This is a genomic window from Curtobacterium sp. MCBD17_003 (assembly GCF_003234885.2).
Classification (GTDB): domain Bacteria; phylum Actinomycetota; class Actinomycetes; order Actinomycetales; family Microbacteriaceae; genus Curtobacterium.
Map to the genome: position 1 here is coordinate 499,157 of NZ_CP126275.1, position 26,372 is coordinate 525,528.

The 26,372-nt window shown below is 72.7% G+C and carries 24 protein-coding genes; 18 read left to right on the plus strand and 6 right to left on the minus strand.

All coding sequences use genetic code 11. The features are described 5' to 3' along the window. Positions 1–81 precede the first annotated feature (81 nt). The 5 genes from DEI88_RS02470 to DEI88_RS02490 all read left to right on the plus strand — a co-directional run bounded on the left by DEI88_RS02470 (position 82) and on the right by DEI88_RS02490 (position 3,159). Positions 82–486 (plus strand): YtxH domain-containing protein, encoded by a 405-nt coding sequence (locus DEI88_RS02470; protein ID WP_111009691.1) that lies wholly within the window; start codon positions 82–84, stop codon positions 484–486. 7 nt (positions 487–493) lie between these two features. Further along, positions 494–898 (plus strand): hypothetical protein, encoded by a 405-nt coding sequence (locus tag DEI88_RS02475; protein ID WP_111072508.1) that lies wholly within the window; start codon positions 494–496, stop codon positions 896–898. A gap of 50 nt (positions 899–948) precedes the next feature. Continuing rightward, positions 949–1,983 (plus strand): YihY/virulence factor BrkB family protein, encoded by a 1,035-nt coding sequence (locus DEI88_RS02480; protein ID WP_111009689.1) that lies wholly within the window; start codon positions 949–951, stop codon positions 1,981–1,983. Positions 1,984–2,083: 100 nt separating this feature from the next. Next, a complete protein-coding gene (locus DEI88_RS02485) occupies positions 2,084–2,770 on the plus strand; it encodes an SDR family oxidoreductase (RefSeq protein WP_181441269.1) in 687 nt (228 codons plus the stop codon). A 56-nt stretch (positions 2,771–2,826) separates the two neighbouring features. Then, positions 2,827–3,159, plus strand: a complete 333-nt coding sequence (locus DEI88_RS02490) for a DUF3140 domain-containing protein (RefSeq protein WP_111009687.1) — start codon at positions 2,827–2,829, stop codon at positions 3,157–3,159. A gap of 12 nt (positions 3,160–3,171) precedes the next feature. Here DEI88_RS02490 and DEI88_RS02495 read toward each other — a convergent pair whose 3' ends face one another. After that, positions 3,172–4,302, minus strand: a complete 1,131-nt coding sequence (locus DEI88_RS02495; protein WP_111009686.1) for an L-dopachrome tautomerase-related protein — start codon at positions 4,300–4,302, stop codon at positions 3,172–3,174. 128 nt (positions 4,303–4,430) lie between these two features. Here DEI88_RS02495 and DEI88_RS02500 point away from each other — a divergent pair, with 128 nt between their 5' ends. Further along, positions 4,431–4,847 carry a DUF3151 domain-containing protein gene (locus DEI88_RS02500; protein WP_111072506.1) on the plus strand — a complete coding sequence of 139 codons (417 nt, stop codon included), beginning with the start codon at positions 4,431–4,433 and terminating at the stop codon, positions 4,845–4,847. A 107-nt stretch (positions 4,848–4,954) separates the two neighbouring features. Here the strand turns inward: DEI88_RS02500 and DEI88_RS02505 are convergent, their stop codons facing one another. Then, a complete protein-coding gene (locus DEI88_RS02505) occupies positions 4,955–8,080 on the minus strand; it encodes a glycoside hydrolase family 2 TIM barrel-domain containing protein (RefSeq protein WP_111072505.1) in 3,126 nt (1,041 codons plus the stop codon). A gap of 237 nt (positions 8,081–8,317) precedes the next feature. On the opposite strand from DEI88_RS02505, the gene DEI88_RS02510 reads away from it, so the two are divergent. Continuing rightward, a complete protein-coding gene (locus DEI88_RS02510; RefSeq protein ID WP_111009683.1) occupies positions 8,318–8,629 on the plus strand; it encodes a hypothetical protein in 312 nt (103 codons plus the stop codon). After that, entirely contained in the window at positions 8,610–9,827 is a 1,218-nt protein-coding gene (locus DEI88_RS02515) for a baeRF2 domain-containing protein (RefSeq protein WP_111072504.1), read from the plus strand. Before DEI88_RS02510 ends, DEI88_RS02515 begins: the two co-directional genes overlap by 20 nt. Positions 9,828–9,936: 109 nt before the next feature. Here DEI88_RS02515 and DEI88_RS02520 read toward each other — a convergent pair whose 3' ends face one another. After that, complete coding sequence (locus DEI88_RS02520; RefSeq protein WP_181434600.1) at positions 9,937–11,124, minus strand: MFS transporter; 1,188 nt, start codon at positions 11,122–11,124, stop codon at positions 9,937–9,939. A 75-nt stretch (positions 11,125–11,199) separates the two neighbouring features. On the opposite strand from DEI88_RS02520, the gene DEI88_RS02525 reads away from it, so the two are divergent. From DEI88_RS02525 to DEI88_RS02565, 9 genes are all read left to right on the plus strand, one after another. Beyond that, positions 11,200–11,904 (plus strand): GntR family transcriptional regulator, encoded by a 705-nt coding sequence (locus tag DEI88_RS02525; RefSeq protein ID WP_111009680.1) that lies wholly within the window; start codon positions 11,200–11,202, stop codon positions 11,902–11,904. A 58-nt stretch (positions 11,905–11,962) separates the two neighbouring features. Further along, complete coding sequence (locus DEI88_RS02530; RefSeq protein WP_111072503.1) at positions 11,963–12,829, plus strand: alpha/beta fold hydrolase; 867 nt, start codon at positions 11,963–11,965, stop codon at positions 12,827–12,829. A 67-nt stretch (positions 12,830–12,896) separates the two neighbouring features. Continuing rightward, the gene (locus DEI88_RS02535; RefSeq protein WP_258368529.1) at positions 12,897–13,844 is read left to right on the plus strand and encodes an ABC transporter ATP-binding protein; all 948 of its coding nucleotides are present in this window, start codon (positions 12,897–12,899) and stop codon (positions 13,842–13,844) included. Then, positions 13,841–15,100: an ABC transporter permease gene (locus tag DEI88_RS02540; RefSeq protein WP_111072502.1), complete on the plus strand. Its 1,260-nt coding sequence runs from the start codon at positions 13,841–13,843 to the stop codon at positions 15,098–15,100. Before DEI88_RS02535 ends, DEI88_RS02540 begins: the two co-directional genes overlap by 4 nt. A 164-nt stretch (positions 15,101–15,264) precedes the next feature. Beyond that, a complete protein-coding gene (gene dnaK, locus DEI88_RS02545; RefSeq protein ID WP_111009677.1) occupies positions 15,265–17,124 on the plus strand; it encodes a molecular chaperone DnaK in 1,860 nt (619 codons plus the stop codon). A 3-nt stretch (positions 17,125–17,127) separates the two neighbouring features. Beyond that, the gene (locus tag DEI88_RS02550; RefSeq protein ID WP_111072501.1) at positions 17,128–17,835 is read left to right on the plus strand and encodes a nucleotide exchange factor GrpE; all 708 of its coding nucleotides are present in this window, start codon (positions 17,128–17,130) and stop codon (positions 17,833–17,835) included. 104 nt (positions 17,836–17,939) lie between these two features. Then, on the plus strand, positions 17,940–18,935 hold the full coding sequence (locus tag DEI88_RS02555; RefSeq protein ID WP_111072500.1) for a DnaJ C-terminal domain-containing protein: 996 nt from the start codon (positions 17,940–17,942) through the stop codon (positions 18,933–18,935). A 4-nt stretch (positions 18,936–18,939) separates the two neighbouring features. Further along, a complete protein-coding gene (locus tag DEI88_RS02560; RefSeq protein WP_111009674.1) occupies positions 18,940–19,353 on the plus strand; it encodes a heat shock protein transcriptional repressor HspR in 414 nt (137 codons plus the stop codon). 38 nt (positions 19,354–19,391) lie between these two features. After that, the gene (locus DEI88_RS02565; protein WP_111012250.1) at positions 19,392–20,540 is read left to right on the plus strand and encodes a class I SAM-dependent methyltransferase; all 1,149 of its coding nucleotides are present in this window, start codon (positions 19,392–19,394) and stop codon (positions 20,538–20,540) included. A 78-nt stretch (positions 20,541–20,618) separates the two neighbouring features. On the opposite strand, the gene DEI88_RS02570 is transcribed toward DEI88_RS02565, so the two are convergent. The 3 genes from DEI88_RS02570 to DEI88_RS02580 form a co-directional block, all read right to left on the minus strand. Beyond that, positions 20,619–21,560, minus strand: coding sequence for a hypothetical protein (locus DEI88_RS02570; protein WP_146249084.1), 942 nt, complete (start codon positions 21,558–21,560; stop codon positions 20,619–20,621). A 152-nt stretch (positions 21,561–21,712) separates the two neighbouring features. Next, positions 21,713–22,549 carry an aldo/keto reductase gene (locus DEI88_RS02575; RefSeq protein WP_111009671.1) on the minus strand — a complete coding sequence of 279 codons (837 nt, stop codon included), beginning with the start codon at positions 22,547–22,549 and terminating at the stop codon, positions 21,713–21,715. A 267-nt stretch (positions 22,550–22,816) separates the two neighbouring features. Next, positions 22,817–23,242, minus strand: coding sequence for a pilus assembly protein CpaE (locus DEI88_RS02580; protein ID WP_111012416.1), 426 nt, complete (start codon positions 23,240–23,242; stop codon positions 22,817–22,819). 247 nt (positions 23,243–23,489) lie between these two features. Between DEI88_RS02580 and DEI88_RS02585 the strand changes: the two genes are divergently transcribed. Further along, a complete protein-coding gene (locus DEI88_RS02585) occupies positions 23,490–26,306 on the plus strand; it encodes a glycoside hydrolase family 2 protein (RefSeq protein WP_111072499.1) in 2,817 nt (938 codons plus the stop codon). Positions 26,307–26,372 lie beyond the last annotated feature (66 nt).

Consider the following 26,372-nt stretch of genomic DNA (forward strand, 5'->3'; position numbering starts at 1 on the left):
GGAGACCGGTGCGAGCCGCATGAGCGTCCACTCGACTCCGAGTATGCACGGCGGTGGACGACTCCACACGAGAGGACCACCATGAAGAGACTGCTGTTCATCGCCGGCATCGCGCTGGGGTACGTGCTCGGAGCCCGAGCCGGACGCTCCTCGTACGAGCGCATCCGCACCCGGGCGCAGGGCGTGTGGTCGGACCCGAAGGTGCAGAAGGGCCTCCACGACGCCGAGGGCTTCGTCAAGGACAAGGCACCGGTCGTCGCGAGCAAGGTCAAGGACGCGGCGACGAGTGCCGCCGGCGCCGTGCAGAGCAAGGTGAAGTCGTCGGGCGACACCGACACCGACGCCTCGAGCACCGACACCGTGGCCGGCGGACCCGGCACCGCGGGTCCGAGCGCTGCGGGCAAGCCGGAGGCGCCGAGCGCCGCCACGTCGAGCGAGACCGACACGACCGGTACGGCAGGCACGCCGTCGCCGGACGCGGTGTAGGCCCGGTATGTCCGACAGCGGATCGCGCGACAGCATCCCGCAACTCGAACTCCAGAACGTGCGGACGCGCGAGGACCTGCGCCACACCGTGAACGAGGTCGTGCGGCGCTCGGACGTCCCCGCACAGTGGCGCTTGGCGGTCGCAAAGGCGCGTCAGCAGTTGCACCGGGACCCGACGCCCCTCGTGGCCATGGCCGTCACGGCCGGTGCGGGACTCGTGGCGATCGTCGGCGGCGTGGTCATCGGTCGGACGGACGCGGGGCGCCTCGACGCCGCGCGGGAGCCGATGCTGCTGCCCGTCTACAAGCCCGGCAAGACCAAGAAGAGCGGCAAGCGGAAGAAGGCCGCCTTCGCCCGCAAGCCCGACAAGCTGAACCCCGTCCAGAAGCGTCGCGACGCCGACGACCGGTGAGTCGCCACCCCGCGACCCGCTGACGACGTCGACCACAGGAGGAGCCACCGATGGCAAGGAACACCGCACCGGACCCGGACGACCCCCGCAAGCCGGACGACCCGACCGACCTGACGAAGCCCTCGTGGCAGTACACGCTCAAGAAGACGCTCCGCGAGTTCTCGAGTGACCAGTGCACCGACCTGGCAGCCGGCCTGACGTACCACGCCGTCCTGGCGGTGTTCCCCGCGATCCTCGCGATCGTCTCGATCCTCGGCCTGTTCGGCGAGGGGCAGGCGACGGTCGACCAGGTCATGAAGGTGCTCGGCAACGTCGGTTCGAACCAGGTCGTCGACCTGCTCAAGGGCCCGATCAACGGTCTCGTCCGGTCGCCCGCGGCCCCGCTCGCGTTCATCGTGGGTGTGCTCGGCGCGCTGTGGTCCGCGTCCGGGTACGTCGGGTCGTTCGGCCGTGCGATGAACCGCATCTACGGCATCCGTGAGGGGCGCCCGATCTGGAAGCTCCGCCCGACGATGCTCGGTGTGACGGTGTTCACGGTCGTCCTGCTCGTCATCGGCGCGCTCATGCTCGTGCTCTCCGGCCCGGTGGCCGAGGCGGTCGGCAACGCGATCGGACTCGGTTCCGTCGCGGTGACCGTGTGGGACTACGCCAAGCTCCCGATCCTCGCGGCGATCGCGGTCGTGATCATCGCGATCCTCTACTACTGGTCGCCGAACGTCCGGCAGCCGAAGTTCCGCTGGATGAGCCTCGGCGCGCTCCTGGCGCTCCTCATCTGGATCATCGCCTCGATCGCGTTCGCGTTCTACGTCGCGAACTTCTCGCACTACAACAAGACGTACGGGTCGCTCGGCGGCGTGATCGTGTTCCTCCTGTGGATCTGGATCACGAACTGCGCCCTGCTGTTCGGCGCCGAGTTCGACGCCGAGGTCGAGCGCGGCCGCGAACTCCAGGCCGGCATCCACGCCGAGGAGGACATCCAGCTCCCCGAGCGCGACACCCGCCAGATCGACAAGCAGGACGAGAAGCACGCGAAGGACGTCCTCTCCGGCATCGAGATCCGCGAGAGCGCCGGTCGAGAGAAGTGAGCAGGGGCCTCCCGTCCGTCGCGCCGCCCGCGTCGCGACCGGGAGGCCCGACTCGGCCCGGCACCGCAGCGGCGTTCCGTAGGCTGACACGGTGACCGACATCGTGCCTCCCGTCCGACCGACCGCACTCGTGACCGGGGCGACCCGGGGGATCGGACGCGCGATCGCGGCCGACCTCGGCCGCACGCACCACGTGCTCGTCGGTGGGCGGTCCGCCGCTGCCGTCGCCGCCGTCGTCGACGCGCTTCCGTCCGCCGAGCCGTTCGTGGCCGACCTCGTCGCGGGCCCGTTGCCACCGCTGCCGGACCGGCTCGACGTGCTCGTGCACTCCGCCGGCATCGAGGAGGGCGGCCGCGTCGCCGACACCCCCCGCGACGTGTGGGAGCGCGTCCTCGCCACGAACGTCGTCGCGGTCGCGGAACTCACCCGGCTGGCGCTGCCCGCGCTCCGGTCCGTCCGCGGCCTCGTCGTCACGATCAACAGCGGCTCGGGGTTCGTGAGCGGGCCCGGCGGCGGCGTCTACGGTGCGTCGAAGTTCGCCCTGCGGGCCTTCGCCGACGCCCTCCGCGAGGAGGAGCGCGAGCACGGGGTCCGGGTGTCCGGCGTCCACCCGGGACGCGTCGACACCGACATGCAGGTCGCCCTCGCCACGAAGCTCGGCGAGGACTACGACACCCGCTACTACCTGGCGCCCGAGGACGTCGCCGCCGCGGTGCGGACCGTGGTCGACCTGCCGGAGCGCGGCACCGTCGAGCTGCTCAGCGTTCGGCCCACCCGCAAGCGCTGACCCCGGGGTACACCGCGGAGCGCCAGGCACGGAGGTGCGCCGCGCAGGATCGGGACATGGCCGACGACGAGCAGCAGACCCGCGAGGACTTCCACCGCGCCGTGAACATGACCGCGACCGAGCTGCGGCACTGGCTCGACACCGACGACTCGAAGGCCGTGGGGCAGAAGCCCGACGGCGGCGGCGAGTCGACCGGCCACGAGAGCGGCCGGCACATCGTCCGGATCCTCGAGGAGCGACAGGGCGAGTACACGGACGACGACTACGCGCACATGCGGAAGGTCGTCGGCTACGTCGCCCGGCACTCCGCCCAGCGTCCCTCGGGCGACGACACGCACACGCGCTGGCGGTACTCCCTCATGAACTGGGGCCACGACCCCGAGAAGTGACCGGGCGCCTGCTCAGCGCAGGAGCACGGGACCCGCGTCGATCCGGAAGCGGAACAGCGAGTACGGGTACACGCGGAGGTCCTCGCCGCCCTGGTAGTCCGCCTGACGGTGCAGCTGGTTCGCGGTGACGTAGAGGTAGCCGTCCGTCGCGACGGACATCGTGTCGGTCCACAGCAGGCGCGGGTCGTGCACGAGGGTCTGGATCTCGCCGGTCGGCAGCCGCCGGGTGATCGACTCGTGCTCCCAGTTCGTGGCGTACAGGCGGCCCTGGTCGTCGGACTCCAGGCCGTCCGCGCCCCCGCCCTTGTCGCCCTCGTCGACGACGGTCCCAGCGACGGTCTCCTCCGAGATCGCCCGGTCGACGAGCGCCCCCACCGACACGCTGTACCAGCGGCGGCTGATGAGCGGGCAGTACCAGAGCCGCTCGCCGTCCGCCGAGATCGCGATGCCGTCCGCACCCATCGTCACCGGCTTCGGGGCCGCACCCGGGGCGCGCTGTGCGAGCACCCGTCCCTCGGCCATCGGGACCATGTCCTGCGGCGGGCAGGCCTTGGTGGACGGATGGTCCTCGAGCCGCCGCCACGCCTCACCGGTGGCGAGGTCCACGACGATGATCGCGTTCGGGCCCTCGGACGCCGAGTCCGTGACGAACGCGAACCCGGCCTCGCCGCGGCGGAGGTCGAACCGCACGTCGTTGAGGTACGTCGTCTCGTACGCGACGCTGCGCGGGAGGACGATCGTCTGCACGACGCGGTCCGTGCCGAGGTCGACGCACACGAGCTTCGGGCCGCCCTCCTTGGTCGGACCCATCATCGGGCTGCCCGTGTCGAGGATCCAGAGGCGGTCGTCCGGCGCGACGACGATGCTCTGCACGCTGACGAGCCGCTCGGCGTCGTCGATCGACCGTGCCTGGTTGATCTCGACCGACGGGTAGGGCACCGCCTGCCCGTCCACGAGTTCGACGACCGTGGCCGGGACGTCGTCGCCCCACTTCGGGAAGTTCACGAACACCCGGCCGCCGTGGGAGACGCTCACGCCCGTGGGCATCGGGCCGTCGGTGAACTCGTGGACCACCTCGAGGTCGCCGCGTGGTTCGTCTTCGGGGGCGGTCGGGGCGGCGTGGTCGGCGTCGAAGTCGCTCATGCGGTGGACGGTAGGCGCGGGGCCTGGGGGTCGCCGGTGCGCGTCCCCCGGCGTCTGGCCGCGCATGTCGTCGTCGCGCGGACCGCGTCGGCCGTGCTGTCACGGTGCGCCGTGCGAGGCTGGTGCGTATGACCGACAACCTCCTCGGCGTGCCCGAGACCCGCCTGCCCGACGACCCGGGCGTCACCGCCGCCCTCGCCGCGGGCACTCCCGTGGCCGACGTCGCGACGGCGCACCCGTCATCGAGCCTGGCGTGGGCGCTCCTCGCCGACGAGGCCTGGGACCGCGGCGCCGCGCTCGAGTCGTACGCCTACGCCCGCGTGGGGTACCACCGTGGCCTCGATGCCCTCCGGAAGGCCGGCTGGCGCGGGCAGGGCCCGATCCCGTGGGCGCACGAGCCGAACCGGGGCGTGCTCCGCTCGCTGTTCGCGCTGCGCCGGGCGGCCGACGGCATCGGCGAGGAGCCGGAGGTCGAGCGCCTGTCGACGTTCCTCCACGACGCCGACCCCGCCGCCGCGGACGCGATCGCCGCCGAGCAGCGCTGACGCCGCCGCGGGCCCGTCGCGAGGTGCACCGCCTCCGTCCCGTCGAACACCCGCATCGCGGGGTTCGAACGGAAGGAACCGGTGCGACGCCGGCAGGCCCGGGTGCCCTACCCGAGCAGCACCTCCCACGCCCGCGCCGCCGGCCACAGCTGGTGCTCCGGCAGGACGTCGAGCCCGCACGCGCGCGACCCGAGCCCGTGCTGCGCCTCGTCGAGGTACAGGTACAGCGCGTCCGAGGCCGGCAGCTCGTGCGGGTGCCCGGCCGCGGTGATCTGCTGCGCGGTCCAGCGCGACAGCGTGAACCCCGCGCGGTGACCGGCGTGCGCGCCGTGCCCGGATCCCGCCGCGGGCACGGTCGTCACGCGGAGCGGCCCGAGCTCGAGCCACCGCAGGTCCGGCCGGTGCCCGGTCTCCTGGGGCCGTGAGTACCGGACGGACAGGTCGTCGACCGCGGCGGTGAACCGACCGACGCGGACGGCCTGTGACGAGTCGGCGTAGGACTCGTCGGGCCCCGTCCCGAGCCAGGTCACGTCCGAGTCGGCCAGCGAACCGGGCAGGTCGAACCGGACGCCGATCCGCGGCCAGGTGCAGTCCCACGCGCCGAAGGGGACGGCCTCGGTGCGGAGCAGCACGCCCTCGGCGGTCGCGGTCCACCGGTGCACGACGTCGACCCCGGCGCCGCTGTTCGCCGCGGACACCCGGACCCGTTGGACGAGCCCGTGCTCGGTGCGCTCGACGGCGACCAGCCGGTGCGTCAGGCGGTGCAGCCCGTGGGCCTCCCACCGCACGGCCGAGGCGGGAGCGATGCCGCCGACGCCCAGGGTGAGCGCGGGGTCGGCGACCTCGTACGAGCCCTGGGACGCACCGCGGTCGTTGTCGGTGGGCGCGCGCCAGAGCTCGAGGCGCGGCCCGGCGACGGGCAGGCCGTGCCACGTCGCCAGGTCGCCTCGGGCGTCGAACGTCGCGATCCCCAGGGCGTCGCCCTGCCACGACGGCCGGGAGGCCCGGTGCGTGCCCACCCCGCGAGCGTCGGTCGCCGGGCCGGTGGCGTCCGCCACGACGGGGACGGGCACCTGCGTGCGGGCGATGACGTGCCCGGTGTCGGCCCAGGCGGTCGGCCCGGCGAGTTCGGCCGTCACGTCGAGGAACAACTCGCCCTCGACGCCCTCGGCGGCGACCGCGAGGACCTCGGGCGGGACCGGAACCGTGGCGGAGGCGCCGGCCGCGACCAGGCCCGGAGCGAGCCTCCCGGCCGCGACCGCGACGCCGTCGCGCTCGAGCGTCCAGCAGAAGCGCAGTCCCGCGGTCGACGCGGAGTGGTACCGGTTCTCGACGAGCACCGTGCCCCCGGCGACCGTCGTGGAGACGCTGATCCGGATCGGCGCGACGACCGCGGCGAACTCGGCGAGTCCGGGCGTCGGGGTGTCGTCGGGCAGGACCAGACCGTCCATCACGAAGTTGCCGTCGTGCACGACCTCGCGGAAGTCGCCGCCGTACGCGTGGTAGGGGGTGCCGTCGGCCGTGTGGCTGAGCAGGCCGTGGTCGCGCCACTCCCACACGAACCCGCCGTGGAGGCGCGGGTACCGGTCCACGAGGGCCTCGTACTCCGCGATCTGGCCCGGTCCGTTGCCCATCGCGTGCACGTACTCGCAGTGCAGGAACGGCTTCGACCGCTGGCGTGCCGCCTCGGCCGGACCGCACCCGAGGAGCGGGGTCACGACGGGGCCGCCGCCGATCGACTCGGTCTCGACGAGCGAGGGGTACATGCGCGAGTAGACGTCCGTGTAGGAGCCCGTGTAGTCGCCCTCGTAGTGGACCGGGCGCGAGCGGTCACGGCGGTGGACCCAGTGCGACATCGCCGCGAGGTTCCGGCCCGTGCCGGACTCGTTGCCGAGGGACCACAGGACGATCGACGGGTGGTTCTTGTCCCGCTCCACCGTCCGGGCGATGCGGTCGAGGTATGCGTCCTGCCACGCCGGGTCGTCCGACGGGTTGCCGGCCCAGCCCAGGTGCTCGAACCCGTGCGTCTCGAGGTCGCACTCGAGGACCACCCAGAACCCGAGCTCGTCGGCGAGGTCGAGCACCCGGGGGTGCGGCGGGTAGTGCGAGGTTCGGATGGCGTTGACGTTCGCGCGCTTCATCATCGCCATGTCCGCGCGCGCGTGGGCCTCGTCGAACACGCGGCCCCGCTCCGGGTGCGTCTCGTGCCGGTTGACACCGTGGAACACGACGCGCTCGCCGTTGACGAGGAACCGGTCGCCGCGGATCTCGACCGTGCGGAACCCGAGTTGCAGCGTCACGGTCTCGCCAGCGCCCGTCCCGCCCGCGGCCGTCCCCGACGTCAGGGTCGCCTCGTACCGGCGGGGGACCTCGGCGCTCCAGGGCTCGACGGCCGGCAGCGTGACGGGCTGGACGTCCGCGGCGGTCGCCCACCGTTCCTCCAGGCCGAGCTCCGGGATCCGGAACACCACCGGGAACACGGCGTCGAGCTCGACCGTGACCGTACCGACGCCGGTGGCGGGGGCGCCGGACGCAGCGGTGCCGGCGGCGGCGGCCGACGCGAGCAGCGGAGCCCAGTCGGCGCGGACGAAGGCGTCCTCGATCGCGGCGACCGGGCGCGCGAGCAGCGTGACGTCGCGGAAGACCCCGGGCAACCACCACTGGTCCTGGTCCTCGAGGTAACTCGCGGCGGACCACTGGTGCACCCGGACCGCGACCGTGTTCGCGCCCGGGCGGAGCAGCGCCGTGACGTCGAACTCGGTCACGAGGCGCGACCCCGTCGACCAGCCGACCTCGACGCCGTTGAGCCAGACGCGGAAGTGCGACTCGACCCCGTCGAACCGCAGGACGACCCGGTCGGCGTCCGCGAACGACGCCGGGAGCTCGAACGTGCGGCGGTGGTCGCCCGTCGGGTTCTCCTCCGGCGGGTGCGGTGCGTCGATTGGGAACGGGTACTGCACGTTCGTGTAGATCGGCGCGCCGTGCCCGTGCAGCACCCAGTGCGACGGGACGGGCAGGGTCTGCCAGTCGGCGTCGTCGAAGGTGTCGGCCGCGAAGTCCTCGGCGACCTCGGCGACGGGCGACCAGCGGAACCGCCAGTCCCCGTCGAGCGACAGCGACGGTGCGTCGGTGTGCAGGTGGGCGCGGGGGCGACGGCGCGAGGCCGAGCCGGGAGCGGTCGAGTGGAGGTCCGAGATCGCCCGGGGAGCGGGCGCGGTGGCGATGTCCGTCATTGGGTGCTGTCCTCGACCGCGAGGGTCGTCGTCGATCCTGGTCCGCCGGCCGGCGGGTGCTCCAACCCTAGCGAGCGTCCGCTGCGGCCCGGGCGTCCCGTCGGTACGGGGCGCCCGCCGGACGGGAGGCGCGGGACCGGCCCGCCCCGGCCCTCCCGACCTCGACGTCCGCCGTGAGCTGCGGACACACGCAGGCGCGGCCGCCGACCATGGCGGGACCGACGGAAGGAGATCGACATGATCGAACGGGGCAACACCACCCACAGCCCGGAGGTCGACGAGCAGATGGCGCACGAGGCGCAGAGCATCGTCCAGGGGCACGGCAGTTCGTCCCACGTGGAGGAGTTCCGGCAATCGGAACCCGTCACCGACGACACCGACGCCCCCGAGACCCTCGCGGCGTCCGGCTACGACGGCGAGTTCGTCGACGACGCGACGCACGCGCTGCCCGAGGACGACGCCGACGGCATCGACACGACCGTGTACACGACCGAGACGGACCAGGTCTCGGAGGGGAAGGTGGTGGACCATGGCGCCGACGACCGCTGAGCAGGTCTCAGAGGAACACCGGGGGCTCGCTGCCCTCCTCGCGCAGCCCGGTACCTGGTCGTGGGCGTACGTCGACGTCTCGGGCGACCGGGAGGACCCGCAGCACCTCGCCTCGCTCCAGGTCCGCGCCGCCCGCGACCAGCTCATGGCGCAGGGGGCACCGTCCGCCGACGTCGAGGCGATCGAACGCGAACTCGGTGAGGCACCCGGCGTGCCCGCCCCGGTCGCTCGGTTCGTCCTGGCGCGCGACGGCGAGCTCGTCGTCAGCGAGGTCCTGCCCGGGCACATGCACGGACCCGAGAGCGTCGGGTACGGCGCCGTCCCGGACCTCGTGCCGCTGCTCGCCCACCGGCCGCTCGACGTGCCGTTCCTCGTGGTCGAGGTCGGACGCGAGGGCGGCGGCTACCGCGCCTACCGGCTCGGGCACGCCGAGCCGAGCGGGCAGCAGGAGGAGGAGTACGTCGAGGGGCGTACGGACACCCTCCACAAGTTCCAGGGCGGCGGCTGGGCGCACCTGCGCTGGCAGCACCACACCGAGGAGATCTGGCGCGAGAACGAGGCACAGGTCGTCGAGGCCGTCGAACAGGCGGTCGACCGGCTGCGGCCGCGGCTCGTGGTCGTCGCCGGGGACATCCGCGCACGCCAGCTGTTCATCGACCAGCTGAGCACCGCGACCCGGCCGCTCGTGTCCGAGGTGCCGGTCGACACCCGGGCACCGGATGCGTCCGAGAACGCCCTCGTCGAGCACGTCGAGATCGCCCTCGCGCGGGTCGTCGCCCAGCGCCGCCACGACGTGGAGGACCTGCTCCGTACGCACGTCGGCCGTGGCGACCGCGAGGCCGTCACCGGTGTCGGACCCGTCGTGTCGGCGCTCCAGCAGGCGCAGGCGTCGATCGTCGTCGTCGACCCGGCCGCGTTCGAGGACCGCACGGTGCTCGCGCTCGACGCCGCGCCGTGGATCGCGACCGCGCCCGAGGAGGCCCTCGGCAGCACCGTGCTCGGGTCCGTCCCGGCTGCGGTCGGCATCACCCGTGCGGCGCTCGTGACCGACGCGGAGGTCGTGCTCGTGAACGCGGCGTCCGTGCCGTCCGGGGCGCCGGTCGCCGCGTTGCTCCGCTGGCACGTCGGGCCGGACGTGCCCGGGGCGGGGCCCGCGGCCGGTGCGACCGGGCGGGGCGAGGGCCCCGACCGGGGCTGACCTCCCTCCCGCGAGATCGCAGGAGATGCTGTTCAGCGGGCCTCCAGAGCGGCAAATACTGCGATCTCGCGGAGGGTGGCGGAGGGAGGCGGAGAGTGAAGGGGCGCGGTCAGGCCGGGCGGTGCTCCCGGTCCCTCCGCGGGACGAGGGCCAGGGCGACGACGGGCAACGCCGCGACGACGAGGAAGCTCCCGGCGAACCCCACCGCGCCGACCAGGGCGCCGACCCCGGGTCCGACCGCCGACGCCGCCACGAACTGCCCCGTGTTCTGCGCCCCGAGCGCCCGACCCGACCAGTGCGGCCCCGCGGCCTCGGCGACGGAGGTGAACGCGAGCCCGTTGTCCGCCACGGTCACGGCGGTCGCCACGACGAGGAACACGGCGGCGGCGGCCAAGTGCGTCGCGTCGACGGCCGCGAGGACGCCCATCACGACGGCGGCGGACACGGCCACGACGCGTAGGGGTCCGACGCGGGACCCGGCACGGTCGCTCCACAGCCCGACGACGATCCGCCCGAGCGCACCGACGAACTGCGACGCGCCGACGAGCACCCCGGCGGCGAGCGCGCTCCAGCCGAGGTCCCGCGTCAGCCACACGAGGCCGTACGTCGAGAGCGTGAACTGGGGCACGACGAGCAACACGGACACGGCGTGGATGCGCCAGAGGAACGCGGACTCGCGGTAGGGGTTCGTCACGACCTCCGCGGCGTCCCGGCTCGGACGCGGCGGATCCACCACGGCGAGCGCACAGCAGACGGCGAGCAGGGCGGTGAGCGCGATCGGCAGCACGAGCGCCGCCCGGACCCCCGCGCTCCCGGCGATGGTCGGGACGGTCAGCGCCGCGAGCGTGACCCCGAGCGGCTGCGACATCTGACGGATCCCCATCGCGAGTCCGCGCCGGTGCTTCGGGAACCAGCCGACGACCACGCGGCCGCTGGCGGCGTTCGTCGAGGCGCTCGTCATCCCCGCGGCGAGGAACGCGACGCCGAGGAGGACCGGGTTCCCCGCGGCGAGCAGGGCGCCGGTCGTGGCGAGGGCGGTGAGCACCAGGCCCCCGGCGATGACGACGCGCTCGCCGTGTCGGTCGGTCACGGCGCCCCAGGCGATGAGGGTCAGGACCATGCCGAACGTCGGCGCGCCGGCCAGGAACCCCGCGGCCGTGAGCGGCATGCCCTGCCGGGTGAGGAGGGGGATGAGGAACGCGGGCGCCGAGACCACGAGCGTCCCCGTGGCCTGTGCGGCGACGCCGAGGGCGAGCATGACCCACGCCCTCGTCGTGGTGACCGTCGTCGTCGCCATGTCACCGCCTCCCGGGTCGTTGGTATACCAAGACGGTATACCATCGCGCGGGCCCCTCGGCTACGCTGACCGACCGTGACCGCACCGATCGACGCCGCGCCCGTGTCGCAGACCACCCTGCTCTACGACAACCTGCGGGCCGCGATCCTGTCGCTCGGCATCGCGCCCGGCGAGCGGATCTCGGAACGCGGTCTGGAGGCCCGGTTCCACGCCTCACGCACGCCCGTCCGGGCCGCGCTGTCCCGTCTCGAACGCGAGGGCCTCATCCTGCACGAGGGGCGGTCGTGGACCGTCACGCCGATCGACCTCGACGAGATCGCAGCGCTCGCCGAACTCCGCGTCGTGCTCGAGCCGGCCGCCGCCCGTCTGGCGGTGGAGCGCGCGACGGACGCGGCGCTCGCCGAGGTCCGGGCGCACCTCGAGACCCTCCGTCCGGCGCCCGACGAGGCCGCCGGCGTGCAGGCCGGCAGCACGTTCCACCTCGACCTCGCCACGCTCGGCGGCAACCGGTTCGTCACCGAGGCGATCGCCGACGCGATGACCCGCCTGGAACGGAGCCGGTGGCTCGAGGTGCGCACGCCCGAGGCCCGGGACGCCGCGTGGGACGAGCACAGCGCCATCCTCGACGCCGTGGCGAGGCGGGACGCGGACCGCGCCGCGGAGCTCCTCGCTGCCCACGTCTCCGGCACGAACGACCGCCTCATGGCGTTCATCGCGCAGGAGCGGCGCCGCCTGCGCGGCGCCGGCATGGCCGTGGTCGGGAGCAGCACGCTCGACTGACGCCGCGCCTCCCGGCCGACGCCGCGTCTCCGGGCCGACGTCGGACGGGAGGAGCAGCATGGGTCGCGTGCACCGCCTCCAGACCGTCCCGCCGTTCGGCGACCTGCCCACCCCCGACGGCGTCGACGTCGTCGGGGTCGACCTGCCCGTCGGTCGGCTGACCGCGTACCGCGGCCTGCCGGACGGCCCGAGCCGCGGCAGCGTCCTGCTCGTGCCCGGGTTCACCGGGTCGAAGGAGGACTTCCGCCCGCTCGTGCCGCTCCTGCGCGATGCGGGGTGGTCGGTGCTGGCGATGAGCAGGCGGGGGCAGGGGGACTCGGCGGCGCCCACCGACCCGGCTGCCTACACGCTCGACGAGGAAGCGGCCGACGTCGTCCGGGTCGCGGCCCTGGTCGACGACGGCGCGCCCGTGCACCTGCTCGGGCACTCGCTGGGCGGTGTGATCGCGCGGGCGGCGGCCATCGCGAGCCCGAGCGCGTTCCGGTCCGTCACGATGTTGTGCTCCGGGCCGCACGGGTGGCCGAACCGGATGTTCCTGGCTCGGCGTCTGGCGGCGGAGCAGGGCAACCGGGCGCTGTTCGACGCCCAGAACCCGATCGCGATCGGCGTCGCGGACGCGGCCCTCGACCAGGCGACGCGGTTCGCCCGCATGCGGATGGACCGGTCGAGCACGGTCGGCATCACGACGACGGCCGCGATCCTCGAGCTGGCCGACGACACCACCGCGGCGCTCCGGGACACCGGGCTGCCGACCCTCGTCGCGCACGGCCAGGACGACGCAGCGTGGCCGCAGGTGTGGCAGCACGACATGGCCGAACGGCTCGGCGCGCGGTACGCGGTGATCCCGGACAGCGCGCACAGCCCGGCGGTCGAGGCTCCGGAGGCGACCGCGAGGCTGCTCGACGGGTTCCTCGCGGACGCCTGAGCGCCGGACGCACGGAGCGCCGGTCCTTCCGGGTAGGTTCGGCAGCGACCCCACCCGAGGAGGCCACGTGTCCGGTGCCGCGATCGCCGTCGACGACTTCGTGATGCGGTTCGGCGACCGCACGGTGGTGGACGGCCTGTCGTTCCAGGTGGGTGCGGGTGAGACCTTCGGACTGCTCGGCAGCAACGGTTCGGGCAAGACGACCACGATCCGGGCGCTCCTCGGCATCACCGAGCCGACGTCCGGCTCCCTGACGATCGACGGTGCCCGCTACCGGGCCACGGCAGGTGGCGGGGTCGGGTACCTGCCCGAGGACCGCGGGCTCTACCGCAAGGAGACCGTCCTCGACGTCATGACGTACTTCGCGCGGCTCAAGGGGATGACGTCGCGGCACGCGAGCGTGTGGTCGCAGGCGTACCTCGAGCGCGTCGGGCTCGCTGACAAGGGGCGGCTCCGCGTCGACAAGCTGTCCGGCGGTCAGCAGCAGAAGGTCCAGCTCGGCATCACGATCATGGACCGGCCCCGGCTGCTCATCCTCGACGAGCCGACCAAGGGCCTGGACCCGGTGAACCGGCGGTTGCTGCTCGACCTCGTCGACGAACGCCGAGCCGACGGCGCGACCGTCATCCTCGTGACGCACCACATGGACGAGGTCGAGCGGCTCTGCGACCGGATCCTGCTCCTCCGAGACGGCGTCGCGGCGGCGTACGGGTCGATCCCCGAGGTGCAGGACCTGTTCGGCGGGGCCGTCGCCCGCGTGCACGCCGAGCGCGAGGTCCCCGTGAGCCCGCGATACCGCGTCATCCGGCGCGAGGGCCACGTGACCGACCTGGCGCCGACCGAGCCGACCGACGGTGCGGACCTCCTGGCCTCGCTCGTCGCGGCAGGCATCGGCGTGACCGGGTTCGAGATGCGGCGCATCCCGCTCGACGAGATCTTCGTGCAGGTCTACGGGCACGACGCCGGTGTCGAGACGCCCGTGCCCACGCCGGTCGCGGCGGAGGCCCGGGCGTGAGCGGGCGGTTCGGCAGCGGCCGGCTGGGCACCGTCGTCCGGTTCGAGTTCGTCCGCACGGTCAAGAAGCCGTCGTTCTGGATCGGCACGCTGGCGCTCCCCGTGCTCATCGTCGTCGTCGGGCTGCTCGTGGGCGTGGGCAACGCGGCCGGAGCCGACTCCGTCACGAGCATCGGTGCGGCGACGAAGGTCCCGTTCACCTACGTCGACCACTCGGGTCTCGTCTCGGAACGGGTCGCGGCACGGTGGGGAGGCACGCCCACGTCCGACGCGCGGGCGGCGGTCGCCCGCGTCCGTGCCGGCACGCTCGACGCCTTCGTCGAGTTCCCGGCCGACCCGGCGACGGGCACGATCGAGGTCGCGGCACGCGACGCCGGACTCTTCGGCAACCAGAAGTACGCGAACACGGCGACGAAGGTCCTGCACGCGAGCGTCGCCGCACGCGTGCACGACCCGGAGGCCGTCCGGCTCCTGCGGGGGACCCCCGCCACGAACGTCACCGCCTACGCGCACGGACACGTCGCCCCCGGATGGGCGTCCGCGCTCCCGCCGATGGTGTTCGCGGCGGCGTTCTTCGCGCTCGTGCTGTTGCTGGCGGCGCGCATGGTCACGGTCGTGGTCGAGGAGAAGGAGAACCGCATCTCCGAGATGATCCTGACGACGCTCGACGCGACCGTGCTCGTCCGCGGCAAGGTGATCGCGATGCTGCTCGTCGTGCTCGTGCAGCTCGCCGTGTTCCTCGTGCCGTCGCTCGCGACGATCGGGGTCGTCCTGCCCGTGCTGGCGGCGCGGTTCGGGCCGATCCCCGTCGACCCGTGGCGGATGCTCGTCGGGGCGCTGCTGCTCGTCGGCGGCGTGCTCCTGGCGTCGAGCCTGTTCGTGACGGTCGGCGCCGCGGTACCGACCATCAAGGACGCCAGTGCGCTGCAGTCGGTGGCGCTGTTCTCGGTGCTCATCCCCGTGTACGCGGTGTTCTTCGTGCTGACGAACCCGACGTCCCCGGTGACGGCGGTGTTCACGTACTTCCCGACGTTCACGCCGGTCACCGCGATGCTCCGGAACGCGATGGGGACCCTGGGCCCGGTCGCGTCGGTGGTGTGCGTCCTCGAGCTCTACGTGGCGGCGTTCCTCGTCCTCCGCTTCGCGGTGTTCCTCTTCCGGCACTCCGTCGCGCAGTACGGCAGCAAGGTGACGCTGCGGCAGGTGCGGTCCTGGCGGTCCGCGCGCCGACCGACGGACTCGTCCTCGGCCTCCTGACCGGGCACACGGACTTGCGTCAGGTCGACGCAACTTCTGGCACGTGGACTTGACGTCCAGCTGGTGGTGAGTAAAGTTGAGTCCAGCAGGCGCAAGTCCTGCGACGACTTCCATCGGTCCCGCCGTGACGGCAGGGCCAGCACCAACAGAAGGAGACCCAACACATGGGACGTGCAGTAGGCATCGACCTCGGAACGACCAACTCGGTCGTCTCGGTCCTCGAGGGTGGTGAGCCCACCGTCATCGCGAACGCCGAGGGCATGCGCACCACGCCGTCGATCGTGGCGTTCACGAAGGACGGCGAGGTCCTCGTCGGCGAGACCGCCAAGCGGCAGGCCGTCACGAACGTCGACCGCACCATCGCCTCGGTCAAGCGCCACATGGGCACGAACTGGAAGGTCGACGTCGACGGCAAGGGGTACACCCCGCAGGAGATCTCGGCGCGCATCCTCGGCAAGCTCAAGCGCGACGCGGAGCAGTACCTGGGCGAGGACGTCACCGACGCCGTCATCACGGTGCCGGCGTACTTCAACGACGCCGAGCGGCAGGCCACGAAGGAGGCCGGTGAGATCTCCGGCCTCAACGTGCTCCGCATCATCAACGAGCCCACCGCCGCGGCGCTCGCGTACGGCCTCGACAAGGGCAAGGAGGACGAGCTCATCCTCGTCTTCGACCTCGGTGGTGGGACGTTCGACGTCTCCCTGCTCGAGGTGGGCAAGGACGACGACTTCTCCACCATCCAGGTCCGCGCCACCGCCGGTGACAACCGCCTCGGTGGTGACGACTGGGACGCCCGGATCGTCGACCACCTCGTCAAGAAGTTCAAGGACGCCCACGGTGTCGACCTGTCCACGGACAAGATCGCGCGCCAGCGCCTCAAGGAGGCCGCGGAGCAGGCGAAGAAGGAGCTCAGCTCCCAGATGAGCGCGAGCATCCAGCTCCCGTACCTCACGCTGACGAGCGACGGCCCCCTCAACCTCGACGAGACCATCTCTCGCGCGCAGTTCGAGCAGATGACCTCCGACCTGCTCGACCGCACCAAGAAGCCGTTCAACGACGTCATCCGCGAGGCCGGGGTCAAGGTCTCCGACATCGCGCACGTCGTGCTCGTCGGTGGCTCCACCCGCATGCCGGCCGTGGCCGACGTCGTGCGGCAGCTCACCGGTGGCAAGGAGCCGAACAAGGGCGTCAACCCGGACGAGGTCGTCGCCGTCGGCGCCGCGCTCCAGGCCGGTGTCCTCAAGGGCGAGCGCAAGGACGTCCTGCTCATCGACGTCACGCCGCTCTCGCTCGGCATCGAGACCAAGGGCGGCACGATGACCAAGCTCATCGACCGCAACACCGCGATCCCGACCAAGCGCAGCGAGACCTTCACGACCGCCGACGACAACCAGCCGTCGGTCGCGATCCAGGTGTTCCAGGGCGAGCGCGAGTTCACCCGCGACAACAAGGCGCTCGGCACGTTCGAGCTCACCGGCATCGCACCGGCCCCGCGCGGCATCCCGCAGATCGAGGTCACGTTCGACATCGACGCCAACGGCATCGTGCACGTGTCCGCGAAGGACAAGGGCACCGGCAAGGAGCAGTCGATGGTCATCTCGGGCGGCTCGTCGCTGTCCAAGGACGACATCGAGCGCATGGTCCGCGAGGCCGAGGAGCACGCGGCCGAGGACAAGGCGCGTCGTGAGGCCCAGGAGACCCGCAACTCGGCCGAGCAGCTCGCCTACTCGATCGAGAAGCTCATCAAGGAGAACGACGACAAGCTCCCCGCGGACGTCAAGTCCGAGGTCCAGGGTGACGTCGACGCGCTCAAGTCCGCGCTCAACGGCGACGACGACGCGGCGGTCAAGTCCGCGTTCGACAAGCTGAACGAGTCGCAGAGCAAGCTGGGCCAGGCGATCTACGCCCAGGGCCAGCAGGCCGACGCAGCCGGTGCCGCCGGTGCGACCGACGGTGCCGCGACCGGTGACGACGAGGACATCGTCGACGCCGAGGTCGTGGACGACGAGGACGACAAGAAGTAACCCATGACAGACGAGAACCGCAACGAGAACGAACACGAGGAGCCGATCGTCCGCGACAAGCGGCGGATCGACCCCGAGACGGGCGAGCTGCGGTCGGAGTCGGCGGCGGGGGCGGACGACGCCCCCGCCGGCACCCCCGGCCAGACGTCCGAGGACGGCGGCACGGCAGACGTCGACGGCACCGAGGACCTGGTGGACGCCGAGGACGCCGACGTCGAGCTGAGCCCGGAGGACCAGGCACTGCTCGACGACGCGGCCCGCGGCCTCCGCGAGGACACACTCACCGTCGACGAGCGCGACCTGGTCGCCGAGATGCGCGCGGACATGCTCCGGGCACAGGCCGAGCTGGTGAACTTCCGGAAGCGCGTCGAGCGCGACCGCGAGGCCAACCGCGACGCCGTGATCGCCGAGGTCGTGCGCGCGCTGCTCCCGGCACTCGACGACCTCAACCGCGCCGAGGCGCACGGCGACCTCGCCGAGGGCCCGATGCAGGTCATCGCGTCGAAGCTCCGCGGCGGGTTCGACCGCTTCGGCCTCACCCCGATCGGCGAGAAGGGCGAGAAGTTCGACCCGCAGGTCCACGAGGCGATCGTGCAGCTCCCGACGCCGGGCGCGACGGAACAGACCGTCGCCGACGTCGTCGAGCCGGGCTACAAGCTCGGCGAGCGGGTGCTCCGCGCCGCCAAGGTCGCGGTGTCGGTGCCCGCCTGACGATCGACCCCGGCGAGCGGGAGCCCCTGTGGGCTCCCGCTCGCCCCGGTTCCGGGTGCGACCCGCCCCGGGACCCCGAGACGACATGACGAAGGAGGTGTCGGTTGGCCAGTCAGGACTGGTTCGACAAGGACTTCTACGCGGTCCTCGGCGTCTCCAAGGACGCGTCGGACGCAGACATCAAGAAGACCTACCGCAAGCTCGCGCGGCAGTACCACCCGGACTCGAACCCGGGCAACGCCTCGGCTGAGGCGAAGTTCAAGGAGATCTCCGAGGCCTACTCCGTGCTCTCCGACAAGGAGCAGCGCGCCGAGTACGACCAGATCCGCGCCATGGGCTCCGGTGCGCGCTTCACGGCGGGTGCGCCGGGCGGTGCCGGTGGCTTCGAGGACGTCTTCGGCGGCATGTTCGGTGGGGGCGGCGGCGGTCAGCGCGTCCGCTTCGGCCAGGGCGGCGGTGGCTTCGAGGACATCCTCGGCGGCATGTTCGGCGGGGGCGGTGGCTTCGGCCAGTCCTCCGGCGGCTACCGCGGGTTCGGCGGTCCGACGAAGGGCCGCGACGTCACCGCGTCGACCACGCTCGACTTCACGACCGCCATCGCGGGCGACACGGTCAAGCTGACGCAGGGCTCCGGACGCCCCGTCAACGTCCGCATCCCCGCAGGTGTGGCCGACGGCCAGAAGATCCGGCTCAAGGGTCGGGGCGAGCCGAGCCCCGACGGTGGCGAGGCCGGCGACCTCGTCGTGACCGTGCAGGTCCGCAAGCACCCGGTGTTCGAGCGCGACGGGCTGAACCTCCGCGTCGACGTCCCCGTGACGTTCGTCGAGGCCGCGCTCGGCGCCACCATCGAGGTCCCGACGCTCGGCGGCGGCCCGGTCAAGCTCCGGGTGGCTCCGGGGACCCCGTCCGGACGCGTCCTGCGCGTCAAGGGCCGCGGCGTGACGACGAAGAACGGGACGGGCGACCTGCTCGCGACCGTCCAGGTCGCCGTGCCGTCCCACCTGACCCCGTCGGCACGCGAGGCGGTGGAGGCACTCGCCACGGCCCTCCCGGCCGAGAACCCGCGCGACGACCTGATCGCGCGCGCCCGGGAGTCCTGAGGCCATGGACGAGTACTCGCCGGTCCTCGCGATCGCGATGGCGGCGGAACTGGCGGGGCTCCACCCGCAGACGCTGCGGCAGTACGACCGGCTCGGGCTGGTCGTGCCGCAGCGGACGCGGGGTGGGTCCCGCCGGTACTCCATGCGCGACGTCACGCAGCTGCGCGAGGTCGCCCGGCTCGGCGCCGAGGGCGTCAGCCTCGAGGGCATCCGCCGCGTGATCGACCTCGAGAACGAGAACACCGCGCTCCGCGCCCGGGTCCGCGAGCTCGAGAGCGCACTCGCCGACGAGCTCATCAGCCGTCCCGGCGCTCGGATCTTCGCGGCGACCATGACCGGAGGCGCGGTGCCGCTCCGTGCGGGGTCCCGGCCGGAGCGCAACACGGCCGTCGTGCTCTGGCGTCCCCGGGGGGACTGAGGCCCCGCGTTCCCAGCGCGGCCCGGTAGCCTCCCACGATGCCCTCGTTCGACTTCGTGGACCACTTCCGGCGTTTCCCGGAGGTCGAGGAGCCCGATCTCATGGCGATCGACGGCACCGACCGGTTCATGCTCGACGAGGCGCCGCTCATCCACGGCGACGCGCTCCGGCACCCCGGCGCCGTCACCGTCGTCGACGACCAGTTCGGGGTGCTCACCCTCGGTGTGATCGCGCTGCACGGCGCGAGCGAGGTCCGCGTCCTGCAGGACTCGCTCGTGGGGGAGCGGGCGCTCGCCGCCAACGCCGGCACGTTCGGCCGGGGCGGCTTCCAGCACCCGCAGAACGACGAGGAGGCCTTCGAGGACGCGCGCCTCGTGCTGTTCCGCCTGCCGAAGTCGCTCGACCGGCTCGACGAGATCGCCCGATCGGTGGCGCGGTTCGCCGCTCCCGACGTCGTGCTCCTGGCCGGGGGCCGGACGAAGTACATGACGCTGTCGCAGAACGACGTCCTCCGCCGCTCGTTCGGTGACGTCACGGCGAGCCGGGGACGCCACCGTTCCCGCCTGCTCGTCGCGACGGACCCGCTCCGGGCCGCGGCGAACCGGGCCTCGATCACGGACCCGTGGCCCCGACGGGTGTTCTCGGACGAACTCGGGTTCACCGTCGCCGCGCACGGCGGGGTGTTCGCGGGCACCGCGCTCGACCAGGGCACGCGGGTGTTGCTCGACGTGGTCGACGAAGCGGTGCCCGGCGCCCGGGACGTGGTCGACCTGGGGTGCGGCAGCGGTGTGATCGCGACCGCGGTCGCGCGCCGTCGGCGTGGGGTGCACGTCGTCGCGACCGACGTCGCCACGTCGGCCGTGACCTCGGCGCGGCTGACGGCGGACCTCGCGGGGGTCGGCGACCGGGTGACGACGGTGCGGTCCGATGCCGGCGACGAGCTCGACGACGAGAGCGCCGACCTCGTGCTGTGCAACCCGCCGTTCCACGACGAGACCGCGGTGACCACGGACGTCGCGGTGGAGATGTTCCGGCACGCGGCCACGGTCCTCCGCCCGGGCGGCGAGCTCTGGGTCGTCTGGAACTCGCACCTGCGCTACCGCCCGATCCTGGAGCGCCTCGTGGGGCCGACCCGGCAGGTCACGCGCACCCCGAAGTTCACGGTGACGGCCTCGACGCGCCGCTGAGCTCGTCGTGGATGCGCATGCGCACGACAACTGCGCATGCGGCCGCATGTCCCGTTGTCGTCCGCGTGCACACCAGCCTCATGCGGCGAGGGGAAGTCCGGCCCGACGGAACACCGCGGCCAACGCTGCCCGCCGGAAGAGCTGCGCCCAGCGGACCCGGACGAAGGAGTGGACCTCCGGCACGGCGCGGACCCAGTCCTCCCGGTACTTCTCGTCGATGACGACCTGCTCGAGGTCGCGGCCGGCGCGCATCGCCCGGTCCCGGTACTTGACCTCACCGTCGAACTCGACGACGACGCCCTGGTCCGGGAACCAGAAGTCCACCCGCGCCAGTGCTCCGTCCGGGGCGTGGAACTCGTGCTGCAGGACCGGCGGCGGGGCGCCGAGCTCGTGGAGCACGACGCGCGTCAAGGACTCGCCCACCGATTCAGAGCGACCGTCGGCGAATGCGAAGGCCCGGCGAGCACGGGCCGCGCCACGAGCGCCGGCCCCACTCGCGAGTTCCTCGGCGCGCTGCCGGTCGACGCCGGATCGCACCGCGTGGTCGAGCATCACGACGGCCTCCGGGAACGTCGCCGCGCGAGCGATGTCCGCCGCGACCACGGCGGGGTCGTGCACCGGGACGAGTGCCCCGAGCGCCTCGCGGAGCTCGTGGGCCTCCGCCGTCATGGGGTGCAGCGCGACGGATCGCGCCCGACGGTCGAGTCGGACACGCCCACGCTCGGCGAGGTCGACCTGCGAGGGCCAGCCATCCAGGACGGGCCAGCCGTGGAGCGCCGCTGCGGAACGGTGCGCGACGACGCGTCCCTCGCGGATCAGTGGTGCGATGGCGGCGATCCTGGCGATGTGACGAGTCCGGCGGTCCGCGGCCTCCCAGTCGTCCCGACGGACGTAGGCACCCGTCGCGAGCCGGAGCAGGCCCTCCCGCACCGGTGCCCCGCGGGCGTCGGACGCAGCACGCTGCCGACTCCGCGCGACGTCGTCGGGCGTGCGGGCGTCGACACGGAGGACCTCGAGCATCAGCAGATGCTGCCCGACGAACGGCCGTGTCCCGACGTTCTCCACAGCCTTCTCGTCGCGATGCTCACGGGAACGACAAGTGCGCATGCGGGCGCATGCGCACTTGTCGTCTGGATGAGCAGCTGCGGGAGCGGAGCCGCGCGCGCCGGGCCTCAGGCGGGCACGTAGTCGAACGTGTCGGGGTCCGGCCCGGTCCGCTGCCCCTTGTCGAGCGACGTGATGTCGGTCATGTCCTCGCCCGAGAGCTCGAAGTCGAACAGGGCGAAGTTCTCCTCGACGCGGGATCGGGTGACCGACTTCGGGAACACGATGTCGCCGCGCTGAATGTGCCAGCGGAGCACGACCTGCGCGGGCGTCTTGTCGAGGGCCGAGGCGATGCGGGTGATCGTCGGGTCGTCGAGCACGAGGCCCTGCGCGATCGGGGACCACGCCTCGGTGGCGATCCCGAGCTCGCTGTCGGCCGCACGCAGCGGGTCCTGCACGAGGTAGGGGTGGACCTCGATCTGGTTCACCGCGGGGGTGACCGTCGTCTCGTCGCGCAGACGGTGCAGGTGGTGCGCCTGGAAGTTCGAGACGCCGATGGAGCGGGACGTCCCCGCGTGGTAGAGCTCCTCGAGCGCCTTCCACGTCGGCACGAAGTCGATCACGGTCGCCAGCGGCCAGTGGATGAGGAACAGGTCCATGTAGCCACCGAGCAGCTCGGCCGACTTCTTGCCGTTCTCGAGCGCGGCGTCGGGAGCGTGGAACCCGTTGTTGAGCTTCGAGGTGATGAAGATCTCCTCACGGGGGATCCCCGATGCGGCGACGGCCTCGCCGACCTCCTTCTCGTTGCCGTACATCTCGGCCGTGTCGATGTGGCGGTAGCCGACCTCGAGGGCGGTGAGTACCGCCTCCTTGGTCTGCTCCGCGGGGATCTGGAACACCCCGAAGCCGAGCTGCGGGATGGTGCGGCCGTCGTTCAGGGTGATGTCGGGAACGGTGCTGGTCACGGTGCTCCTTCGTCTGGGTGGTGGTGCCGTGCGGCACCCGTGCCGAGCGGCACCCGTCGAGTCAACACCCCGCTCCGAGCGGACGCTCCGGGAACGCCCGGCTGGGGTCGGCCCGGAGGCCCGGCACCCGTCCGGCGGGCGCGTCCGGCCGGGAGGCCCGGCAGCAGCCCCGTGAGCGGGTCCGGTCCGGCCCGGCGGCCCGGCAGCAGCCCGCGGCAGGTCCGGTCCGGGAGGCCCGCCTCCCGCCCGGTGATCGGGCCCGGTCCCTCAGATGGCCAGCGAGGCCGTGATGTAGGAGCGCAGCGCCTCGCCGTAGGCCGTCGCGGCGTCCGGCGCGGCGAAGGTCCGCTCGACGTCGTCGATGCGGCAGGTCACGGTGTGCACGACGCCCCGGTCCGCGGTCTCGATGCGGGTGAGCCCCACGAACGCCGGCCCGAGCAGCGTCCGGAGCTGGTCCTCGCGCGGGATCCAGAGTGCGTCGTCGGCCGCCACGGAGTCGAGTGCCCACTCGGTCGTGCCGTTGAAGCCGAGGATCGTGCCGCTCGGGTACTCGTGCTTCTCGATCGTCATCTCGGACACGGTGTAGACGTCGTCGTCGACCCCGGGCTTGTCGATGACGAAGCGGTCCCCGGTCTCGGGGTGCCACCGGAGTCCCGCCTCGCGCAGGGTCCGGGCCAGGTCGACGCTGATCATTGCTCCACCTTGCCACGCGGTGGTGGATCCGGACTCGGGTGCTGCCGACCGCCGGTACACGGAGTCTGACGGAGTGTCGTGGACGCAGGGACTAACATTCCGTCGCAGCTCAAGGCGGCGTCCCCGGGAGGTCCGGGGACCGCGCCGCAAGGTGACGACGACCGGAGCGGTGGGGGCCCGACGCGGCCGATGCCGCACCGTGTCCCGACCGCCGGCACCGCAGCGCGGGGCCGAGAGAAGGACCCAGATGACCCTCGAACGCGAGGAACTGCGAACCGACTGGACCGCCATGCTCGCGGAGGACGCCACGAGCGGGGTGCCCGCGGGCCTCCCGGCCGGGGTCCGCGGCACGGCGATCCCGGCGACGGTGCCGGGGCAGATCCACACGGACCTGGAGCGTGTGGGCCTCGTGCCCGACCCGACGCGCAACCGCGACGAGGAGCTCGTGCGCTGGGTCGGCCAGGCCGACTGGGCGTACCGGCGACGGATCGACGTCGACCCGCGCGGACACGACCGGGTCGACCTCGTCGCGGACGGTCTCGACACCGTGGCGTCGCTGTCCCTCGACGGCGTGTCGATCGGGTCGACACGGAACATGCACCGGCGCTACCGGTTCGACCTGCGGGACCGGACCGGGGGCACGAACGAACGCACGGACCGCGAGCTCGAGATCCTGTTCGAGTCGCCCTACCGCGAGACCGAGCGCATGGCGGACCGGTTCGGCAGCATGCCCGGCCCCTACGACGAGCCGTTCGCGTACGTGCGGAAGATGGCGTCGAACTTCGGCTGGGACTGGGGCCTGACGTGCGTGACGAGCGGGCCCTGGCGCCCGATCGCCATCGAGCGCTGGTCGACCGCCCGGCTGCGCGACGTCCGTCCGCTCGTCGACGTCGAGGCGGGCGAGGGCGTCCTCGACGCGCACATCGCGATCGAACGCTCCGGTCCGACGCCGGCCGGTGCGACGACGGCGGACCGCGACCACGACGGTGAGGACGACGACCTCGTGCTCGTCGTCACGGTGTCCGGGCACGACACGAAGCAGCGGTCGCGGGTGACGGTGACGCCGAAGGAGGACGAGGCCGTCGTGACGGTCCGGATCCCCGACGCGCGGCTCTGGTGGCCCCGGGGGTACGGCGAGCAGGCGCTGTACGACGTCGAGGTGCAGGTGCAGACCACCGACGGCGAGGTCCTCGACCGCGACGTGTTCCGGACGGGCTTCCGGTCCCTCCGGGTCGACACCGAGCCCGACGCCACCGGCCGCCCCTTCACGATCGTGGTGAACGGCGTGCCGATCGACGTGCGCGGGGTGAACTGGATCCCCGACGACGTCATCGTGTCCCGGGTCGACCGTGCCCGGTACGCCGCGCGGCTCGCCCAGGCGACGGCGTGCAACGCGAACCTCGTGCGGGTGTGGGGCGGCGGCGTGTACGAGTCGCGGGACTTCTACGAGGAGTGCGACGCCCGGGGCCTGCTCGTGTGGCAGGACTTCCTGTTCGCCTGCTCCGCGTACCCCGAGGGCGAGCCCATGCGCTCCGAGGTCATCGCCGAGGCACGGGACAACGTGGCGCGCCTGAGCCGGCACCCGAGCCTGGTCGTCTGGAACGGCAACAACGAGAACATCTGGCTCCACGACGACATGGGCTGGGCGGCGGAGCTCGGTGACCGACCGTGGGGCCTCGACTACTACCTGGACCTGCTGCCGACCATCGTCGACGCGGTGGACCCGTCGCGCTTCTACACGGCGGCGAGCCCCTGGTCCGGTGACGAGCGCGTGTACGCGAACGACGTCGACCACGAGACCCACCACTCGTGGCAGGTCTGGAACCAGATCGGCGACGAGCACTACCGCGACAGCGTGCCGCGGTTCGTCAGCGAGTTCGGCTGGCAGGCACCCCCGCAGTGGCGGACGATCCGGGAGGCCGTCGACGACGAGCCGATGACCCCGACGTCGCCCGGCGTGGTGCACCACCAGAAGGCCGAGGACGGCATGGGCAAGCTCGCCCGTGGCCTCGCGCCGCGGTTCCCCGTGCCGCAGGGCGACACCGACGACGTGTTCGACCGCTGGCACTACCTGACGCAGCTGCAGCAGACCCGGGCGATCGCGACGGGTGTGGAGCATTGGCGCACCCACTGGCCGCACAACACTGGCGTCGTGGTGTGGCAGCTCAACGACCTGTGGCCGGTCGCGTCGTGGTCGGCCGTCGACGGCGCCGGACGTCCGAAGCCCCTGTTCCACGAGCTGCGCCGCCTGTACGACGACGTGCTCCTGGCGATCGTGCCGATCGAGCCACCCGCGGCGGGGGAGCGGGACCGGCCCCTCGACGGACGGGACCGTGCCGCCGACCCGGGAGGCGCGCACCCCGCGACCCTGTCCCTCCCCGTCCCCGGGGCGGCTGACCCCGCCACCGAGCCGGGCCGTCCGACGGCCGGCAGCGACGAGGAGGCCCTCGGGGACCTCGCGGACACCGCGGTCCTCGACCCCGGGACCGTGCGCGGTCGACGACGCGACCGGGAGGCGGACCGCCGCGTGCCCGTCGAGATCGCGATCCGGTCCTCCCGGCGGGGACTGACGACCACGGTGCGGGTGCGACGGATCGACCTGACCGGACGGATCCTGCAAGAGGTCGTCCTGCCGGTCGAGCTCGCCGGACCGGGCGTGCTGCGGCTCGCGGTGCCCGACCACGTCGGTGTCGTCGACGACCCCGCTGAGGAGCTCATCGTGGCGGACATGGACTGGCGCCGGGCGGTGTGGACGCCCCTGCCGGACCAGGAGATGCACTGGCGGCCGGCCGAGTACCGCGTGTGGGTCGAGGACGCCGCGTCGGGGTCGGTGCTCACGGTCGAGGCGCAGGGGCTCGTCCGCGACCTGCTCGTCCAGCCCGACCGGGTGAGTCCGACGGGCCGTGTCGACCGCGGGTTCATGACGCTGCTGCCGGGGGAGCGCGTGCCCTTCCGGCTCGACGGTGTCCGGGCCGACCGGAGCGCCGAGCTCGTGCGGGCGCCCGTGCTGCTCACGCTCGACCGGGTGCTCGCGGACGAGGCCGCGGCCGCCAGTACCCGCTAGCCCGGGCGGCACCAGGCCTGTCCTGAGAGCATCCCGGTGCCACTGGGCTTCCGGGCGAGGCGGCGT

Bases quoted from the DNA above. Each gene is read 5' to 3' on its own strand.
- DEI88_RS02530 (WP_111072503.1), top strand. From the start codon at position 11,963: ATGGGTCGCGTGCACCGCCTCCAGACCGTCCCGCCGTTCGGCGACCTG.
- DEI88_RS02505 (WP_111072505.1), bottom strand. From the start codon at position 8,080: ATGACGGACATCGCCACCGCGCCCGCTCCCCGGGCGATCTCGGACCTC.
- DEI88_RS02480 (WP_111009689.1), top strand. From the start codon at position 949: ATGGCAAGGAACACCGCACCGGACCCGGACGACCCCCGCAAGCCGGAC.
- DEI88_RS02490 (WP_111009687.1), top strand. From the start codon at position 2,827: ATGGCCGACGACGAGCAGCAGACCCGCGAGGACTTCCACCGCGCCGTG.
- DEI88_RS02585 (WP_111072499.1), top strand. From the start codon at position 23,490: ATGACCCTCGAACGCGAGGAACTGCGAACCGACTGGACCGCCATGCTC.
- DEI88_RS02550 (WP_111072501.1), top strand. From the start codon at position 17,128: ATGACAGACGAGAACCGCAACGAGAACGAACACGAGGAGCCGATCGTC.
- DEI88_RS02475 (WP_111072508.1), top strand. From the start codon at position 494: ATGTCCGACAGCGGATCGCGCGACAGCATCCCGCAACTCGAACTCCAG.
- DEI88_RS02580 (WP_111012416.1), bottom strand. From the start codon at position 23,242: ATGATCAGCGTCGACCTGGCCCGGACCCTGCGCGAGGCGGGACTCCGG.
- DEI88_RS02520 (WP_181434600.1), bottom strand. From the start codon at position 11,124: ATGGCGACGACGACGGTCACCACGACGAGGGCGTGGGTCATGCTCGCC.
- dnaK (WP_111009677.1), top strand. From the start codon at position 15,265: ATGGGACGTGCAGTAGGCATCGACCTCGGAACGACCAACTCGGTCGTC.
- DEI88_RS02500 (WP_111072506.1), top strand. From the start codon at position 4,431: ATGACCGACAACCTCCTCGGCGTGCCCGAGACCCGCCTGCCCGACGAC.
- DEI88_RS02510 (WP_111009683.1), top strand. From the start codon at position 8,318: ATGATCGAACGGGGCAACACCACCCACAGCCCGGAGGTCGACGAGCAG.
- DEI88_RS02560 (WP_111009674.1), top strand. From the start codon at position 18,940: ATGGACGAGTACTCGCCGGTCCTCGCGATCGCGATGGCGGCGGAACTG.
- DEI88_RS02495 (WP_111009686.1), bottom strand. From the start codon at position 4,302: ATGAGCGACTTCGACGCCGACCACGCCGCCCCGACCGCCCCCGAAGAC.
- DEI88_RS02470 (WP_111009691.1), top strand. From the start codon at position 82: ATGAAGAGACTGCTGTTCATCGCCGGCATCGCGCTGGGGTACGTGCTC.
- DEI88_RS02570 (WP_146249084.1), bottom strand. From the start codon at position 21,560: ATGCTCGAGGTCCTCCGTGTCGACGCCCGCACGCCCGACGACGTCGCG.
- DEI88_RS02515 (WP_111072504.1), top strand. From the start codon at position 8,610: ATGGCGCCGACGACCGCTGAGCAGGTCTCAGAGGAACACCGGGGGCTC.
- DEI88_RS02565 (WP_111012250.1), top strand. From the start codon at position 19,392: ATGCCCTCGTTCGACTTCGTGGACCACTTCCGGCGTTTCCCGGAGGTC.